Below are 14,391 nucleotides of genomic sequence, written 5' to 3' on the forward strand. Positions count from 1 at the left end.
CGTACGCCCCGCGCCCGAGCGGTCGGCTACTCCGGCTTCTTGCGCCGGCTCCCGAACACGATCTCGTCCCAGCTGGGCACCGCGGCCCGCCGGCCCGGCCGCACGCCGTCGGCCTCTGCCTGCCGGTCCGTCTGCCCCGTCAGCCGGTCCCGGTGGGCCGAGACGCTCCGCGGCATGAGCACGTCCGCGTACGCCGAACCCGCGCTGGCCGCGGGCGCCGGCGGCTCCTCCTCCACCGCGGGCTCGGGCTCCTCCTCGGGCGGCGGCCCGGGGACCGGCCCGTGCACCGGACCCGGCTTGGTCCCGGCGCCGGCGGACCCGGCCGCGCCGTCGGAGGTCGCCGTGGACGCCGACGCGGACTGGTCCGGCACGACCAGGTCGCCCCGGAAGTTCGGCACGGCCTCCAGCAGGCTGGTCAGGGAGTCCCCGCGGTCCTCGGCGGAGGCGTCCCGGTCCCTGTCCCGGTCGCCGCGCCCGGTGTCGGACGTGCGCTCCGGGCTCCGCGGCAGCCGCGCGATCTTCGGCACGAAGGGCAGGCTCGGGTCCGGCGAGGCGTCGGCCTCGCCGATCAGCGCCCGCGCCTCGTCGTCGACGGGCTGGACGAGCCGCCGCGGCGGGTCGTACGTCCAGCCGGCGTTGTGCGGCTCACCGGCGACGACGTAGACGAGCAGCACCTCCCAGGTGCCGTCGTCCCGCCGCCAGGAGTCCCACCGCGTCGAGTCCTTGTCCGCGCCGCGCATCAGCAGCCGCTCGGCGACCGCCTCGCCCAGCGCCGGACCGGCGCTCTCGCCGGGCCGCCGGATGGGCGTCTTGCGGGCCCGCTCGGCCATGAACGCCCGCTCCGCCAGCACCGGGCCCTCGAAGCGCCGTACGCGGTCGACGGGGATCCCGGCGAGCGCGGCGACCTCCTCCGCCGACGCCCCGGCCCGTATCCGGGCCTGGATGTCGCGGGGGCGCAGGTGGTTCTCGACCTCGATCTCGATCTGGCCGAGCCGCGCACGGTCGTTGCGCACCGCGGCGCGCAGGCGCTCGTCAATCGGAAGGGTGTACTCCGTACTGTCCGCAGCCTTCAGCACCAGCCGTGTGCCGTCGTTGCTGACCGCCACGACACGCAGTTCGGGCATGGGAACCTCCCGGTGGTGCCTGCCGACGTTCGGTGCGTCGCTGCTCTTTCCGCTAGTCGAGTGTGGCCTGCCCGGGTGCAGCCTGCCACAACATTGCTGAGTTGCCCGGCGTGTCGGGTCTTGGAACCCGATGCGCCGCTATGAAACGGTTATGCGTTTGCAACGCAGCGGCCGTGATCGCCGCCGTCGGACGGACACCGGAGCACTGGCTCGCCCACAGTACTCCATTCGAGCCATGCGGGTGGACCGGCGCGCCACCGAACGTCGAACGTTGCAAGGCAGTTGAGTCTGCCGGTTGCGCCCCGGTTCGATCAAGAGGTGCGTTGCATCACAGATTCCCCGGAATCGGAACTATCGGGTCTGTCGGCGGGGTCGTTCAGGTGGGCGAGAGGCCATCGGAGCGATCTTGGGATGGAGATGCGGAGCACGGCGGACAGGACGGCGGCGGACGACGGCGAGGAGCGGCGCAGGAGCCGGATCGAGCTGAGCGGCGCCCAGGTCGCGGGCGGTGCGTCGGCCACGATGGTGGCGGCGTTCCTCGCGTCCAGCATGGGCGTGTACGGCACGATCATCGGCGCCGGCGTGGTCAGCGTGGGCGCCACGGCGGGCGGCGCGCTCTTCCAGCACGTCTTCCGGCGCACCGGGGAGCAGTTGAAGGACGCGGCGGTCGCGGGACCGAAGGCGCTGCACAAGCAGACGACGCCGCTGCCGGCGCCCGTACGCAACCGGGCGGACGACGCGACGCAGCTGCTCAGCACCGTGCCGCCGGCCGCCGGGGACGGGACGCAGCCGCTCCCGGACGCCGGCCCCGCGGCCGACGACGCGACGCAACTGCTGCCCCTCGCACGGCCGGCGGCGGACGACGCGACGCAACTGCTGCCCGCCGCACGGCCCGCGGCCGACGACGCGACCCGGCTCCTGCCCACCGCGCCACCCCGGCCGGACGCACCCGCCCCCACCGGCGTCTTCGGCGCCGCCAGCACCCACGGAACCCGCGGCCGGGCCCGCGGCTGGCGGCGCCTCGGGCTCGTCGCCGCCGGGACGTTCGTCGCCGTGATGGCCGTGGTCTTCGGCATCGAGAAGCTGACCGGCGGCCCGCTCTCCAACGCCTGGGGCGACGACCGCACCGGCACGTCTTTCAGCCCCGGGGAACGAAAGTCGGATTCCCCGCCCGCCGACGACGGCGGCGCCGGCACCACCGACGACACCGAGCCGGGCGCCGGGGAGACCGGGGAGCCGGGCGGCTCCTCCGACTCCGACTCCGACGCCGGCACCGGCTCCGACTCCCGGCCCGGGGACGGAGCCGCAGGCGAGGACGCCGACGACGCCCGGCAGCCCGGCGGCACGCCCACGCCGCCGCAGCCCGGCGACGGCGGCGACCACGCCCCCGGCATCGGCGGCGGCACCACGCCGGCCCCCACGCCCACCCCGACGGCGCCGGAGACCGGCGGCGACGGTGCGGAGAGCCCGGGCACGGGGGAGTCGCCGGCGGTCCCGGAGCAGGACGGGGAGGCGGCCCCGGAGGCGACGCAGTAGCGCGGCGGTGCGGTGCCGGGACTGCGGGGTCGATGCCGGGACGGCGGGGTCGCGGGGGAGCGCGCTCAGCTCCCCAGCACCCGCCGCAGGTAGTCGTTGCCGAACACGCGTCCGGGGTCCAGCCGGTCCCGTACCGCCGTGAACTCCCCGAACCGCGGGTACACGCCCGCCAGGTACCCCGCGTCCCGGCTGTGCAGCTTCCCCCAGTGCGGCCGGCCCCCGTGCGCCGTCATGATCCGCTCCACCGCCGTGAAGTACGCCTGGTGCGGCGTCCCCCGGTACAGGTGCACCGCGATGTACGCCGTGTCCCGCCCCGACGCCGTCGACAGCGGGATGTCGTCCGCGGGCGCGACCCGTACCTCCACCGGGAAGCTGATCCGCAGCCCCGACCGGTCGACCATCGCCTTCAGCTCCCGGAGCGCGGACACCGCCGCCGCGCGCGGCACCGCGTACTCCATCTCCACGAACCGCACCCGCCGGGGGCTGGTGAAGACCTTGTACGGGATGTCCGTGTACGTACGCGCCGACAGCGCCCGGCTGGAGACCGCCGCGATGCCCGGGATCGTCGCGGGCACCGCCCGCCCCACCGCACACGCCGCCCCGAACACGCCGTTGGACAGCAGCTCGTCGTCGATCCAGCCGCCGATCCGGCCGAGCGGCTCCGCGGGGCCCACGCTGCGGTTGTTGCGCTTGGTGTTGCAGCGGCCGGTGTGCGGGAACCAGTAGAACTCGAAGTGCTCGTTGCCCTCCGCCAGCTCGTCGAACGACGCGAGGACGTCGGTGAGCGGCATCGGCTCCTCCTGCGCGGTCAGCAGGAAGACCGGCTCCACCGCGAACGTCAGCGACGTCACGACGCCCAGCGCGCCCAGGCCCAGCCGGGCCGCGGCGAAGACTGCCGCGTCCGCGCCCGTGTCGGCCGCCGTGTACGTACGCGCCCGGCCGTCGGCGGTGACCAGCTCCAGCGCGGTGATCTGGGCGGCCAGCGAGGCGGAGGAGCGGCCGGTGCCGTGGGTGCCGGTCGCGGTGGCGCCGGAGACGGTCTGCGCCATGATGTCGCCCATGTTGGTCAGCGACAGGCCGGCGGCGGCGAGGGTCTGGTTGAGCTGGTGCAGCGGAGTGCCCGCGGCGACGGTGACGGTGCCGGCCTCCCGGTCGATCTCGTGGACGCCGACCAGCCGCTCCGGGCGGATCATGAGCCCGCCGGTGGCCGCGGCGGCGGTGAAGGAGTGGCCCGTACCGACGGCCTTGACCTGCAGACCGTCCTCGGCGGCGGCGCGTACGGCGGCGGCGGTCTCGGCGGTGGTCGCGGGGCTGGCGGTGCGCACGGGGCGCGCCGCGACGGTGCCCGCCCAGTTGCGCCAGGCCCCCGGGGCCCTCCTGCTCATCACCTGCTGCATCCGCCGTCCATCCGCTGAACCGGCCGTCGTCGGCCCTTCGTCCCGCCTGCCGCCCCCGGTTGCAGAAGGATGATACTCACGCGTACGGACCCGCCCGGGGCGGGTGCCCGGCTCGGGCGGGCGGTCCGCGCATGGCAGGATCGAAGGCATGCCAGACGTGCCGTCCCCCCAGCCGTACGACGCCCTGCTGCTGCTGTCCTTCGGCGGGCCCGAAGGCCCGGACGATGTCATCCCGTTCCTGGAGAACGTCACCCGGGGCCGCGGCATCCCGCGCGAGCGGCTGGAGGAGGTGGGGGAGCACTACTTCCTCTTCGGCGGCGTGAGCCCCATCAACGCCCAGAACAGCGCGCTGCTCGACGCCCTGCGCAAGGACTTCGCGGAGACCGGCGTCGACCTCCCGGTCTACTGGGGGAACCGCAACTGGGCCCCGTACCTCACCGACGCCCTGCGGGAGATCACGCAGGCCGGGCACCGGCGGGTGCTCGCGCTGGTCACCAGCGCCTACGCCTCGTACTCGGGCTGCCGGCAGTACCGCGAGAACCTGGCCGAGTCGCTGGCCGTACTCAGCGCGGAGGGCCTGGAGCCGCCGCGCGTCGACAAGCTGCGGCACTACTACAACGCCCCCGGCTTCGTCCGCGAGATGGTCGCGGGCGTGGAGGCCGCGCTGGAGCGGCTGCCCGAGGACGTACGCGACGGCGCCCACCTGGCGTTCACCACGCACTCCATCCCCACCGTCGCGGCCGACACCTCCGGCCCCCCCGAGGCCCACGGCGACGGCGGCGCCTACGTCGCGCAGCACCTGGACGCCGCCGGGCTGATCGCGGACATCGTGCGGGTGCTCACGGGCGTGGAGCGGCCCTGGCGGCTCGTCTACCAGTCGCGCAGCGGCGCGCCGCACATCCCCTGGCTGGAGCCGGACATCTGCGACCACCTGGAAGAGCTGCACGCCGCCGGCGCGCCCGCGGTGGTGATGGTGCCGGTCGGCTTCGTCTCGGACCACATGGAGGTCCTGTACGACCTCGACACCGAGGCGGCGGCGAAGGCGGCCGAGCTGGGCCTGCCCGCGGTGCGGTCGGCGACCGTCGGGGCGGCGCCGCGGTTCGTCGCGACGCTGCGGAAGCTGGTACTGGAGCGGGCTGCGGCCGAGCGCGGGGAGCCGGTCGAGCGCCCGGCGATGGGGCGGCTGGGCCCGAGCCACGACGTCTGCCCGGCGGGCTGCTGCCCGGCCCGTACGCCCCGGCCCGCGGCGGCGGGCGCGGACTGAACCGCGGCCCCGCGGCCCCGCGCCGCCGTACCGCCGCCGTACGCCCCCGTCCCCCGCGAGACGCGCACCGAGGAGCACCGTGACCGACGAGCCCCGCCCCGAGTCCGCCGCCGAGTCCCCCGCCGAATCCTCCGCCGTGCTCCACGACGAGCTGCTCGCCCTGGGCCTGGAGGCCGCGCGCCGCGCGGGCGAGCTGCTGCGCGACCGCCGGCCCGCCGACCTCGGCGTGGCCGCGACGAAGTCCAGCGCCATCGACGTGGTCACCGAGATGGACCTCGCCGCCGAGAAGCTGATCACCGGCTTCCTCGCCGAGCGGCGGCCGGCCGACGGGATCCTGGGGGAGGAGGGCGCGAGCACGGCCGGCACCAGCGGCGTGCGCTGGGTCGTCGACCCCATCGACGGCACCGTGAACTACCTCTACGGGCGCCCCGACTGGTCCGTCAGCATCGCCGCGGAGTACGCGGGCGAGACCGTCGTCGGCGTCGTGGCGGCGCCGATGCGGGGCGAGACGTACCACGCCGTGCGCGGCGGCGGCGCCTTCCTGGACGGCGAGCCGGTGCGCTGCCGGCCGGCCCCGCCGATGGACCGGGCGCTGGTCTCCACCGGCTTCAACTACGTCCACAAGGTGCGCGCGCACCAGGCCGAGGTGGCCCGCCGGCTCATCCCGCAGGTCCGCGACATCCGCCGCGGCGGCTCCGCGGCGATCGACCTGTGCGACCTGGCCTGCGGCCGGCTCGACGGCTACTTCGAGCGCGGCCTGAACCCGTGGGACCTGGCCGCGGGCGACCTCATCGCCCGCGAGGGCGGCGCGCTGACCGGCTCCCGGCCGGGCCGGCGGCCGGACGGGGAGCTGACCGTCGCCGCGGCGCCGGGGCTCTTCGAGCCGCTGCAGGCGCTGCTGGACGAGCTGGGCGCCTGGCACGACTGAAGCCCCGCCCCGTTCCCCGTCCCCGGACGGGTCCGCACACGTGCGCCCCGGCACCGTCGCGGTGCCGGGGCGGCTGGGTCGTCGGGCGGCGGTCGGTGCGGGCGGGTCAGACTCCGGAGCGGGCTCCGACCTCGACACCGTGATCGGCGGCGAGCCGGCGCAGGTCGTCCAGCTCCTCCTGCTCGACCTCGACGCCGAACTCGTCACCTTCCTCACGGGCGCGGTCCCGCTCGGACTCGGCCTTCTTGATGCGCTGCAGAATGCCAGCGGTGAATGCGTCCATTGTGTACGCCCCCTCGTCGCGGGTCGAGGCACTGGGGGTGTGCCGACGGGTCTGATCACGGAGAACGTCCCTCCGGCTACAGCCTGTGTGCCATGCCGGGAAAGGAGGCTGGGAAACGTGATCGGCGGGTGTGGAATCGTCCTCCCCGCAGCATTGGGGATGGAAACATCGGATCCGGAGAATCTTTGGGTGCCCGGCTGCTTACCACCGGTTTACGCCCATTGCAGGCAGGATGGAGCTGTTCACCAGGGCTGATTCGCCCCCCGGGAGCTACGAGAGAGGACCCCGCCGTGCGCGTACTCGTCGTCGAGGACGAGCAGCTGCTCGCCGACGCGGTGGCCACTGGCCTGCGCCGGGAGGCGATGGCCGTGGACGTCGTCTACGACGGCGCGGCGGCCATCGACCGCATCGAGCTGAACGACTACGACGTCGTGGTGCTCGACCGCGACCTGCCCCTCGTCCACGGCGACGACGTGTGCAGCAGGGTCGTCGAGCTGGGCCTGCCCACCCGGGTGCTGATGCTGACCGCGGCCGGCGACGTCAGGGACCGCGTCGAGGGGCTGGAGCTGGGCGCGGACGACTACCTGCCCAAGCCGTTCGCCTTCAGCGAACTCACCGCCCGGGTGCGCGCCCTCGGCAGGCGCAGCACGCAGGCGCTGCCGCCGGTGCTGGAGCGGTCCGGGATCAAGCTGGACCCGGGCCGCCGCGAGGTGTACCGGGAGGGGGAGCTGGTGCAGCTGGCGCCGAAGGAGTTCGCGGTGCTGGAGGTGCTGATGCGGGCTGAGGGCGCGGTGGTCTCGGCCGAGCAGCTGCTGGAGAAGGCCTGGGACGAGAACACCGACCCGTTCACCAACGTCGTCCGCGTCACCGTCATGACGCTGCGCCGCAAGCTCGGCGAGCCCCCCGTGATCATCACGGTCCCCGGCTCGGGCTACCGCATCTGACGCTCCCGACGCCCCACGCACCCGACGGATGGCCCCATGGACGACAACAGACGCCCGGCGCCGGACGCGCTGCCCGCCGGCACGCCGCCCAAGCCCACCTGGGACCCCCGGGAGGTGGCGCCGCAGTACTGGCTGCGCCCGACCATCCGGATCCGGCTCACGCTGATCTACGGCGGCATGTTCCTGATGGCCGGCATGGTGCTGCTGGCCATCATCTACCTGCTGGCCGCCACGGCCCTGGACAGCTTCGCCACCCCGTTCCAGCTGCTGGAGAGCAGCGGCACGGTGAAGGTGGCCAGCGACACGTGCCCCGACGTCTCGGGCGCGGAGACGTACAGCCAGTTCAACGACATCCTCGAAGCCTGCATCGAGCGCCGCCGGCAGCTCGCCCTGGACTCCCTGCTGCGCAAGTCGCTGCTCGCGCTGCTGGGGATGACGGTGCTCGCGTTCGCCTTCGGCTACGTCGTCGCCGGCCGGGTGCTCTCGCCGCTGGGCCGCATCACCCGCACCGCCCGCAGTGTGGCCGGCTCCGACCTGCACAAGCGCATCGAGCTGGACGGCCCGGACGACGAGCTGAAGGAGCTGGCCGACACCTTCGACGACATGCTCGACCGCCTCGACCGGGCCTTCAACGCCCAGCAGCGCTTCGTCGCCAACGCCTCGCACGAGCTGCGCACCCCGCTGGCGATCAACCGCACGCTGCTGGAGGTCCAGCTCTCCGACCCGGACGCCTCGCCGGAGCTGCAGCAGCTCGGCAAGACCCTGCTGGCCACCAACGAGCGCAGCGAGCTGCTGGTGGAGGGGCTGCTGCTGCTCGCCCGCAGCGAGAACGAGATCGTCGACAGGAAGCCCGTCGACCTCGCTGAGGTGGCCTCCCAGGCGATGGACCAGGTCCGCGGCGAGGCGCAGTCCCGCGGCGTCGAGCTGCGGGGGGTGCGCAAGCCCGCGTACGTGCAGGGCAACGGCGTGCTGCTGGAGCGGGTGGGGCTGAACCTGGTGCAGAACGCCGTGCGGTACAACGTCCCCGAGGACGGCTGGGTCGAGGTGGCGACGGAGGCGCAGCCCGGCATGGCCGTGCTGACGGTCTCCAACACCGGGCCGGTCGTCCCCGCGTACGAGGTGGACAACCTTTTCGAGCCGTTCCGGCGGTTGCGTACGGAGCGTACGGGCAGTGACAAGGGGGTAGGACTGGGGCTGTCCATTGTGAGATCCGTCATCCGTGCGCACGGCGGGACGGTCACCGCACAGCCGCGCGAGGGCGGCGGTCTGGTGATTCGCGTCGCGCTGCCCATGCAGACTGTGTGATAGGTCACATTCCGCCCATCCCGGCCGTGTGCGCTGCGTCATCGACGCATTCCGGTAAATGCCCGTAAGATCCGCGTTTCCGCAGGATGCGGTGACGGGAAGTACACGGGGTGGCGTGCACGAGAAGCGCCCGGGACCGCGTATGGTCCCTTTCGCCGTCCGGCCGCGATCACCCCTGCGGGGTGCGGCCGGGTGTCGATTGAGTAACAGACCTTGATGTGAGGCAAAATCTCCGCTTCGGGTCGGGCACAAGACCGGCCTCTCATGCGTTACGAGCGCTGGAGACTCACTGACCACCCGGAGGGGGAGAGCGAGAATGGCAACTGACTACGACACCCCACGCAAGACAGACGACGACGTCAACGAAGACAGCATCGAGGAGCTGAAGGCGCGGCGCAGCGACAAGTCGGCCGCCGCCGTCGACGTCGACGAGTTCGAGGCCAACGAGGGCCTGGAGCTGCCCGGTGCGGACCTCTCCAACGAGGAGCTGGCCGTCCGGGTGCTGCCCAAGCAGGAGGACGAGTTCACCTGCATGAGCTGCTTCCTCGTGCACCACCGCAGCCAGCTGGCCGCCGAGAAGAACGGCCAGCCGATCTGCCGCGACTGCGCGGCCTGAGGCCGGCCGTGGCCCCCACGGCCGGCTCCGGTCCCGCCGGGCCGAAGACCGGGATCCTGCGGCGGACGCGCCCCGACCGGCGCGTCCGGGCGGCGCTGGAGCGGGTGGCGGACGCCATCGTCCAGACCGCGCCGCGCGTCCCGGTCCGCGACCTGGAGACGCTGCGCCGGCAGTTCCCCGGGCTCGGCCCGGAGGAGATCGCCGACCGGCTGGTCGCCGGAGCCGTGAAGGGAAGCGCCACGGTCGGCGCGGGCATCGGAGCGGCGGCGATGATGCCCGCGCCGCCAGCCATGCCCGCCGAGCTGGCGGCCGAGATCGTCGGGGTGGCCTCGATAGAGCTGAAGCTGATCGCCGAGCTGCACGAGGTGTACGGGGTGCGGGCGGCCGGCCCGGCGCGGCAGCGGGCCATGGCGTACCTCGGCGCCTGGACCGACGAGCGCGGCATCGACACCGCTGTGCTCGCCGGCAGCGTCAGCTTCGACGCCGTGCTCGGCGGCCCCATGCGCCGCCGGCTGCGCCAGCAGGTCCTCAGGCGCACCGTGCGGAACCTGCCCAGCCTCACCCCGTTCCTCATGGGCGCCGCCGCCGGTGCGCTGATGAACCGCAGGGACACCGGCAAGCTGGCCGCGCGAATCCGCGACGACCTGCGCGCCCGCCAGGTGGCGTGGGACGCGCTTCCGCCCGCGGACGAGGCGCCGCCGGCACTCGGGAAGCCGTCGGCACCCGGCGAGCTCGCGACCCCCGGGGAGACGTCGCCGGGCCCGGCCGCGCCGCCGCCCGGCGAGCGCTGAGGCCCGTACCCCGCTGAGGCTCCCCCTCCCGCCCGGCACGGGGCCGCTTCGCCGCTGCAATCAGCCCGCCGCCGACCGGAGCACCGCCACCAGCCGCTCCGGCTCCCGCGTGGACAGGTAGAGATACGGCGTCGGATCCTCCGGATCCGTGACCTCCACCCGCACCGCCGTCGGGATGTACCCCCGCAGCAGCATGTACGCGCGCGTGTCCGCCTTGTACGTACGCCAGGCCCGCGCCTCCTCCGCGTCGAGCACCTCCGCCGCGCCCAGCGCCGTGAGCGGCACCCGGGCGTCGTCGGTGACCAGCTGGCCGGCGATGACGCGGATCCGCGCCGAGCCGTACGAGCTGACCGCGACCGCCGCCAGCGCCGTCCCGCCGGCCAGCCCGGCCAGCAGCGGCAGCGTCCCGAACGGCGTCAGCGCCAGCGCCAGGCACACCCCCGCACCCAGCGCCAGACCCCACCAGGAGCGCGGCGCGCTGAGCCGCTCGTCGTAGGTCTGCGTCGTCTCCATGCACCCCACCCTCCCACGGCTGCCCCCCGCGGCCCGCTCCACCCGCGGCTCGGCCGCGGGCTCCCGCGCAGGTAGGCTCTGGCCGCGTGATTGCAAGTGACAAGCTGACCCCGCCGCCCGGCGCCGCGGAACCCGTGCGGCACCCGGACGCCCCGGCACCCGGGCAGCTCCTCGGCCCCCACTACGACCAGTGCTTCGGCTGCGGCGGCGACCAGCCGCACGGGCTGCACCTGGCCGCGCGGGCGGGCGAGGGCGTGAGCGTGACCGCCGAGTTCACGGTCAAGGCGGCCCACCAGGGCGCCCCCGGCCTCGCCCACGGCGGAGTGCTCACCTCCGCGCTCGACGAGACCCTGGGCGCGCTGAGCTGGCTGCTGCGCACCATCACGGTGACCGGCCGGCTGGAGACCGACTTCCTGCGCCCGGTCCCGGTGGACACCACCCTCCACCTGGACGCCCGCGTCCTCGCCGTCGCCGGCCGCAAGATCTACTCCACCGCCGCCGGCCGCCTCGGCGCCCCGGAGGGACCGGTGGCCGTGCGCGCCGACGCGCTCTTCGTGGAGGTCAAGGTGGACCACTTCGTCCGGCACGGCCGGGACCGCGAGATCCAGGCCGCGATGGCCGACCCCGACCAGGTCCGCCGGGCCCGCGCCTTCGAGGTGAACCCGTGACCGCGGGGCGCGAGCCGGTGGACGTGCTGATCCGCCGCGTCGACCCCGAGGTACCGCTGCCGACGTACGCGCACCCGGGCGACGCCGGCGTCGACCTCGTCACCACCCGGCCCGCGGAGCTGCCCCCCGGCGAGCGCGTCGTCCTGCCCACGGGCATCGCCCTCGCGCTGCCCGACGGCTACGCGGCCTTCGTGCACCCCCGCTCCGGGCTCGCCGCCCGCTGCGGCGTGACGCTCGTGAACGCCCCCGGGACGGTGGATGCCGGGTACCGTGGGGAGATCAAGGTGAACGTGGTCAACCTCGACCCGCGCCGCCCGGTGCGGTTCGAGCGTTTCGACCGGATCGCCCAGCTGGTGATCCAGCAGGTGGAAAAGGCACGCTTCCACGAGGTGGCCGAACTCCCCGGCTCCGCCAGAGGCGAGGGGGGCCACGGGTCCACCGGAGGGCACGCATCCCTCGGGGACCGGGAAACCGTTCATGGATACGCTTCGGTCATTGCCGACCGGGAAGGACAGTGACGTGTTCGGACGTCGTCGCAAGGGGCAGGAGGAGCCCGTCGACAAACTCGCCGACGGCGTGACCGCCGAGGACGCCGAGGAGTCGGCGGACGAGCAGCCGGAGGACGCGGAGGACAGCAGATACGCGCTGCCGCCCGCCCCCCGGCCCGACGGGCCGTGGGACATCAGCGAGGTCGAGGATGCCACCCGCGGCCGGGTGGACCTCGGCGGGCTGATCGTCCCCGGGGTCGAGGGCATGGAGCTGCGCGTCGAGGTCGCCGGCGAGTCGATCGTCGCCGCGACCGTGGTGCTGCGGGACAGCGCGATCCAGCTGCAGGGCTTCGCCGCCCCCAAGAACGAGGGCATCTGGGGCGAGGTCCGCGCCGAGATCGCCAGCGGCATCACCAAGCAGGGCGGCATCATCGACGAGCAGGAGGGCACCCTCGGCTGGGAGCTGCGCGCCCAGGTGCCGGTGAAGCTGCCGGACGGGAAGAGCGGCGTGCAGGTGGTGCGGTTCGTCGGCTGCGACGGGCCGCGGTGGTTCCTGCGCGGGGTGATCTCCGGCCAGGCCGCGGTGCAGCCGCAGGCGGCCGGAGTGCTGGAGAAGATCTTCCGCGAGACCGTGATCGTCCGCGGCGACGGCCCGATGGCACCGCGCGACCCGATCGTGCTGCAGCTGCCCACGGACGCCCAGATGGTGCCGGACGGCGTACAGCAGGACGAGGCGAGCGAGGGCTCGCGCTTCGCGGGCGGCATCGACTCGCTGGCGCGCGGCCCGGAGATCACCGAGGTGCGCTGAGGCGCCTGAGCGCCCGTTGAGGTGCCGGGGCGCCGGGCCGGTCCCGGTCCTCGGGCACGCCCGGTCAGTGCGCGGCGCGGCCCCTGAGAGCCGTCAGGGGCCGCGCCGGCCGGTTGGAGGGCCCGGGGCACCCCGCCCCGTCGGCCTCCGCCGGGACGGCTACCAGCCGGCGGCGGCCACCACGTCCCGGGCGACGTCCGCCACCGCCCGCCCGTCCGTGGCCACCCGAACGGTCCCCTCCGGCACCCGCTCCTCCAGGTGCCGGGCCATGAACGCGCCGCGTCGCACCTGCTGCTCCAGCTCCGAGCCGAGTTCGCGACCGGCCAGGCGGCCCCGGGCGGCGGCGTCGGAGGCGGTCAGCAGCACCCGCACGAAGCGCGCGTCCTTACCCAGGGCCCGCTCGGATGTGGTCCAGCACGTCGCCCTCGATCAGAGCGTGGCCGACGTCCACGGCCCGCAGCTGCGCCGAGACCTCATAGCCGACCGAGGACTTCCCCGCAACCGGGACAGGGGGACCGTTGACCGCCACCGTCGCGGGCGGGCCGCCGGGGCGCAGGCTGCCGCCGCTGCTGCGGCAGAGCGCACACCACGGACTCGTGCTCGCTGCCGCCGCGCTCGCCCTCCTGCTCGCCGTCACCGTGCTCGCCGCGCTCGTCGCCGTTGCCGAGCAGGCCGCGGAGGCTGGGGCACGGGAGCGGCTCGCCGCGGACCCGGACGCGGCGGTGCGGATCAGCGGGGCGTACGACCCGGAGGGCGTGGCGCGGGCGGACGGGCCGGTGCGGGGTGCGCTGGCGCGTACGTACGGGGAGGTGCCGCACCGTACGACGCGCCTGGTGCGGGCGCCGGCGGCGCGGGAGACGCAGCTGCCCGTCGCGGGGAGCGGCGTCGGCGGGCGGGGTGCCGTGGGGCTGTCGCTGCTGTGGGCCCAGGACGCCGGCCGGCAGGCGCGGCTGACGGAGGGGGCGTGGCCGCGGGCCGGGCACGGGAGCGGAGGGCCGGTGGAGGTGGCCCTCGACGAGGGGTACGCGGCGCGGCTGGGGCTGACGACGGGCGACGACTTCGCCGTCGGCGGGGACGACGGCGGCGACGGCTCCGGCTCCGGCGCCGGCTCGGGTGACGGGGGTGCGGACGGCGGGGCCGAGCCTCTTGGGCTGCGCGTCAGCGGGCTCTACTCCCCGCGCGACCCCGACACCCCCCTCTGGCAGGACCTCACCGGCACCTTCGGCACACCCGACAGCGTCGGCCTCGTGGCCCGCCGCGCCTTCGCCGAGCACCCCGTCCTCGTCCGCGACGCCGCCGCCGTGTGGCTCGCCGTGCCCGACGCCCGGCGGCTCCGGCTCGGCCAGGTCGGCCGGCTGCGCGAGCGCGCCGCCGCGCTCGCCGCCCGGGACGCCGGCCGCGTCGTCTTCGGCCGCGGTGCCCCGGCGGGTGCCGGGGTTCTCGCCGGCGTCGAGGCCGACACCGACCTGCCGTACGTGCTGCGGCAGTTGGACGTGCCCGTCGCCGTCGCCCGCGCCGGTGCGTACCTGCCGGTGGCCCTGCTCGCCTCGCTGGCCCTGGGCGCGCTGCTGCTCACCGCCCGGCAGCTGGCCCAGCACCGCGCCGTCGAGCACGTGCTGCTGGGCAGCCGTGGCGCCGGGCCCGTGCGGCTCGTCGGCGGGGCCGCGGCGCAGTGGGCGGCGGTGGCGCTGCCCGCCAAGGCGGGTCGTAGCCATGGCGTTCTGTG

Annotated in this window: 14 protein-coding genes and 2 pseudogenes; 11 read left to right on the forward strand and 5 right to left on the reverse strand. The window is 74.9% G+C overall.

Annotation, left to right across the window (positions count from 1 at the left end; all coding sequences use genetic code 11):
• Window positions 1–26: 26 nt before the first annotated feature.
• A complete protein-coding gene (sepH, locus tag ABD317_RS24065) occupies window positions 27–1,124 on the reverse strand; it encodes a septation protein SepH (protein WP_344292002.1) in 1,098 nt (365 codons plus the stop codon).
• Between the two features lie 411 nt (window positions 1,125–1,535).
• On the opposite strand from sepH, the gene ABD317_RS24070 reads away from it, so the two are divergent.
• Window positions 1,536–2,660, forward strand: a complete 1,125-nt coding sequence (locus tag ABD317_RS24070; protein ID WP_344292003.1) for a hypothetical protein — start codon at window positions 1,536–1,538, stop codon at window positions 2,658–2,660.
• A gap of 65 nt (window positions 2,661–2,725) precedes the next feature.
• Here ABD317_RS24070 and ABD317_RS24075 read toward each other — a convergent pair whose 3' ends face one another.
• A complete protein-coding gene (locus ABD317_RS24075; protein ID WP_344292004.1) occupies window positions 2,726–4,057 on the reverse strand; it encodes a D-arabinono-1,4-lactone oxidase in 1,332 nt (443 codons plus the stop codon).
• A 148-nt stretch (window positions 4,058–4,205) separates the two neighbouring features.
• Here ABD317_RS24075 and ABD317_RS24080 point away from each other — a divergent pair, with 148 nt between their 5' ends.
• Together ABD317_RS24080 and ABD317_RS24085 are read left to right on the forward strand one after the other, a co-directional pair.
• Window positions 4,206–5,321 (forward strand): ferrochelatase, encoded by a 1,116-nt coding sequence (locus ABD317_RS24080; protein ID WP_344292005.1) that lies wholly within the window; start codon window positions 4,206–4,208, stop codon window positions 5,319–5,321.
• A gap of 136 nt (window positions 5,322–5,457) precedes the next feature.
• Window positions 5,458–6,249: an inositol monophosphatase family protein gene (locus ABD317_RS24085; protein ID WP_344292010.1), complete on the forward strand. Its 792-nt coding sequence runs from the start codon at window positions 5,458–5,460 to the stop codon at window positions 6,247–6,249.
• 106 nt (window positions 6,250–6,355) lie between these two features.
• Here the strand turns inward: ABD317_RS24085 and ABD317_RS24090 are convergent, their stop codons facing one another.
• Window positions 6,356–6,532: a hypothetical protein gene (locus ABD317_RS24090; protein WP_344292006.1), complete on the reverse strand. Its 177-nt coding sequence runs from the start codon at window positions 6,530–6,532 to the stop codon at window positions 6,356–6,358.
• Between the two features lie 290 nt (window positions 6,533–6,822).
• Here ABD317_RS24090 and ABD317_RS24095 point away from each other — a divergent pair, with 290 nt between their 5' ends.
• The 4 genes from ABD317_RS24095 to ABD317_RS24110 all read left to right on the forward strand — a co-directional run bounded on the left by ABD317_RS24095 (window position 6,823) and on the right by ABD317_RS24110 (window position 10,188).
• Window positions 6,823–7,476 carry a response regulator gene (locus ABD317_RS24095; protein WP_027752593.1) on the forward strand — a complete coding sequence of 218 codons (654 nt, stop codon included), beginning with the start codon at window positions 6,823–6,825 and terminating at the stop codon, window positions 7,474–7,476.
• Between the two features lie 36 nt (window positions 7,477–7,512).
• Window positions 7,513–8,781, forward strand: a complete 1,269-nt coding sequence (locus ABD317_RS24100; RefSeq protein WP_344292007.1) for a sensor histidine kinase — start codon at window positions 7,513–7,515, stop codon at window positions 8,779–8,781.
• A gap of 316 nt (window positions 8,782–9,097) precedes the next feature.
• On the forward strand, window positions 9,098–9,397 hold the full coding sequence (locus ABD317_RS24105; RefSeq protein ID WP_027752591.1) for a DUF4193 family protein: 300 nt from the start codon (window positions 9,098–9,100) through the stop codon (window positions 9,395–9,397).
• Window positions 9,398–9,405: 8 nt separating this feature from the next.
• Complete coding sequence (locus tag ABD317_RS24110) at window positions 9,406–10,188, forward strand: hypothetical protein (RefSeq protein ID WP_344292008.1); 783 nt, start codon at window positions 9,406–9,408, stop codon at window positions 10,186–10,188.
• A gap of 60 nt (window positions 10,189–10,248) precedes the next feature.
• On the opposite strand, the gene ABD317_RS24115 is transcribed toward ABD317_RS24110, so the two are convergent.
• Window positions 10,249–10,701, reverse strand: a complete 453-nt coding sequence (locus tag ABD317_RS24115) for a DUF3093 family protein (protein WP_027752590.1) — start codon at window positions 10,699–10,701, stop codon at window positions 10,249–10,251.
• An 86-nt stretch (window positions 10,702–10,787) separates the two neighbouring features.
• Here ABD317_RS24115 and ABD317_RS24120 point away from each other — a divergent pair, with 86 nt between their 5' ends.
• The 3 genes from ABD317_RS24120 to ABD317_RS24130 are packed head-to-tail and all read left to right on the forward strand — an operon-like array spanning window position 10,788 to window position 12,665.
• The gene (locus ABD317_RS24120; protein ID WP_344292009.1) at window positions 10,788–11,369 is read left to right on the forward strand and encodes a PaaI family thioesterase; all 582 of its coding nucleotides are present in this window, start codon (window positions 10,788–10,790) and stop codon (window positions 11,367–11,369) included.
• Window positions 11,366–11,887, forward strand: a complete 522-nt coding sequence (dut, locus tag ABD317_RS24125) for a dUTP diphosphatase (protein ID WP_027752588.1) — start codon at window positions 11,366–11,368, stop codon at window positions 11,885–11,887. Before ABD317_RS24120 ends, dut begins: the two co-directional genes overlap by 4 nt.
• A 1-nt stretch (window position 11,888) precedes the next feature.
• Window positions 11,889–12,665, forward strand: coding sequence for a DUF3710 domain-containing protein (locus ABD317_RS24130; protein WP_027752587.1), 777 nt, complete (start codon window positions 11,889–11,891; stop codon window positions 12,663–12,665).
• Window positions 12,666–12,824: 159 nt separating this feature from the next.
• On the opposite strand, the pseudogene ABD317_RS24135 reads toward ABD317_RS24130, so the two are convergent.
• Window positions 12,825–13,194, reverse strand: a pseudogene (locus tag ABD317_RS24135) (hypothetical protein).
• Between ABD317_RS24135 and ABD317_RS24140 the strand changes: the two are divergent.
• Window positions 13,184–14,391, forward strand: a pseudogene (locus tag ABD317_RS24140) (FtsX-like permease family protein); the annotation flags it as partial. The pseudogenes ABD317_RS24135 and ABD317_RS24140 overlap by 11 nt on opposite strands.

The organism is Streptomyces synnematoformans (assembly GCF_039531005.1).
Taxonomy (GTDB): domain Bacteria; phylum Actinomycetota; class Actinomycetes; order Streptomycetales; family Streptomycetaceae; genus Streptomyces; species Streptomyces synnematoformans.

What these genes read in the sequence shown, in the direction of transcription:
- ABD317_RS24115 (WP_027752590.1), bottom strand. Translation starts at nt 10,701, where the DNA reads ATGGAGACGACGCAGACCTACGACGAGCGGCTCAGCGCGCCGCGCTCC.
- ABD317_RS24105 (WP_027752591.1), top strand. Translation starts at nt 9,098, where the DNA reads ATGGCAACTGACTACGACACCCCACGCAAGACAGACGACGACGTCAAC.
- ABD317_RS24080 (WP_344292005.1), top strand. Translation starts at nt 4,206, where the DNA reads ATGCCAGACGTGCCGTCCCCCCAGCCGTACGACGCCCTGCTGCTGCTG.
- ABD317_RS24100 (WP_344292007.1), top strand. Translation starts at nt 7,513, where the DNA reads ATGGACGACAACAGACGCCCGGCGCCGGACGCGCTGCCCGCCGGCACG.
- ABD317_RS24075 (WP_344292004.1), bottom strand. Translation starts at nt 4,057, where the DNA reads ATGCAGCAGGTGATGAGCAGGAGGGCCCCGGGGGCCTGGCGCAACTGG.
- ABD317_RS24070 (WP_344292003.1), top strand. Translation starts at nt 1,536, where the DNA reads ATGGAGATGCGGAGCACGGCGGACAGGACGGCGGCGGACGACGGCGAG.
- ABD317_RS24090 (WP_344292006.1), bottom strand. Translation starts at nt 6,532, where the DNA reads ATGGACGCATTCACCGCTGGCATTCTGCAGCGCATCAAGAAGGCCGAG.
- sepH (WP_344292002.1), bottom strand. Translation starts at nt 1,124, where the DNA reads ATGCCCGAACTGCGTGTCGTGGCGGTCAGCAACGACGGCACACGGCTG.